General features: G+C 42.1%; 2 protein-coding genes. Both read left to right on the forward strand.

The genetic code is table 11. The annotated features are described in order from the left end of the window. Positions 1-176: 176 nt before the first annotated feature. Positions 177-524: a helix-turn-helix domain-containing protein gene (locus ACQRBJ_RS15945; protein WP_118067409.1), complete on the forward strand. Its 348-nt coding sequence runs from the start codon at positions 177-179 to the stop codon at positions 522-524. A gap of 5 nt (positions 525-529) precedes the next feature. Then, positions 530-1,483 carry an IS3 family transposase gene (locus ACQRBJ_RS15950; RefSeq protein ID WP_445304219.1) on the forward strand — a complete coding sequence of 318 codons (954 nt, stop codon included), beginning with the start codon at positions 530-532 and terminating at the stop codon, positions 1,481-1,483. The last annotated feature ends 151 nt before the right edge of the window (positions 1,484-1,634 follow it).

Consider the following 1,634-nt stretch of genomic DNA (forward strand, 5'->3'; position numbering starts at 1 on the left):
TGCTGCCCCTCAAAAAGTAGACACAGAAAGGTGGAAAACTGATGGAAAATGATTACCTTTGCAAGCAGATAGAGTTGTGTGCCCTGTAGAGAGGGCGTAGCCCGAACGTAAGGGCACACAACTTGCCGAAGCACGGTTATCTTATCGTCAAGTATTCACCAGAAAGGAAACTTTTTATGGCAAAGCATTTAAATCCATTGGAAAAGGAGTTCTTGATTCGTAAGTTCAAGGGAAACTCCAAAGTTAAGCTCGGTGATTTCTGCAGGGCAAACAATGTCTCGGAAACTTCTTTTAAGAAGTGGCTGAAGCAATATGAAGAAGCAGGCATAGAGGGGTTGGCTCGTGCTGATGCTGAGATTGGGAACATACTTCCTGAGGGCATTGACAAAACCAAGGAGGGGTATAAGCGAGAAATCCTACGCTTGCGTATTGAGAATGAACGGCTCAAAAAAAAATATCTGGTGAGGCAGAACGAGGATGGGCAAACGGAGTATGTTCGTTTAAAAATGAAGAGTTCAAAATAGTGGACATGCTATCGCACGAGTATCCTGTCAAGGATATCTGCAAGATGATGGGAGTAAGTCGGTCGGGGTATTACAAGTGGCTTAGAAGAGAGCCTTCATCCCGTGAGATCAATCGTGAGTTCATGGTGGGTGTGGTTGAGGACATACACTCGGAACACCCTACACATGGCTACAGGTGGGTGGCGGCGTACATAAGAATCAATTTACAGTTGAGTATCAGCGACAATTTCTCTTATAAATGCTTCCAATATCTTGGTATTCAGTCACAAACGAGACACAAGATACATTACAAACCACGTAAGGTAAAGGATAAGTACCCCAACCTCATTTATTCCACGTGGGACACGGTAGACAGACCTCGACAAGTTATCGTCTCTGACATGACAGTCATCAAATACTCTTGGTTCTTCTTTGAGTTGACCATGTATTTCGATGTCTTTACGAAAGAAATCCTAACGTGGCATGTGGCTGAGAGACGTGGACATAGAGACCAGTACATTGATGGGCTAAATGATGTCATCAACCTGTTGAAGGGCACAGATGAGCCAACTGTTCTTTATACGGACCAAGGTAGCGTGTATGCTTCACTCGCCTATAATGAGCTGATAAAGGACACGTTGATTGTGAGGTCTATGTCCAGGGCAGGAAAGCCTACAGACAACCCTGTGAACGAATCCCTCAACGGATGGATAAAAGAGGAATTGTTCATAGACTTCAAGATTGAGACATGTAATTCAAGAGAGGAGTTCGAGGAGGCCTTGGACGCATACGTGGATTATTACAATGAGAAAAGACCATGTTATGCTATCGGCTATGATACGCCAAATAATTACAGGAAGAGGTTTTATAAAGGGGAGCTTCCAAGAAAGGACACTTTTGGGAAGCGAGAGGCTAATGCAACACCGAAGTTCGTCACAGAACGGAAGAAAATGGCTGGAAATGAGAAAAATAAAGAATAATGTTCACTTTTATAAAGAAAAACTTGCAAATATGGATGAGATTGTCTACTTTTGCAAATGAAAAGGAACGAAATTTGATAGATATGTGTACTTTTAAAAATATAAATAATTAATAATCATTTTTTGTGTCCACTTTGGGGAACTGCTACAA

It is taken from the genome of Prevotella sp. SGI.167 (assembly GCF_050313615.1).
GTDB lineage: Bacteria > Bacteroidota > Bacteroidia > Bacteroidales > Bacteroidaceae > Prevotella.

Coding starts and splice junctions, on each gene's coding strand:
- ACQRBJ_RS15945 (WP_118067409.1), top strand. CDS start 177: ATGGCAAAGCATTTAAATCCATTGGAAAAGGAGTTCTTGATTCGTAAG.
- ACQRBJ_RS15950 (WP_445304219.1), top strand. CDS start 530: ATGCTATCGCACGAGTATCCTGTCAAGGATATCTGCAAGATGATGGGA.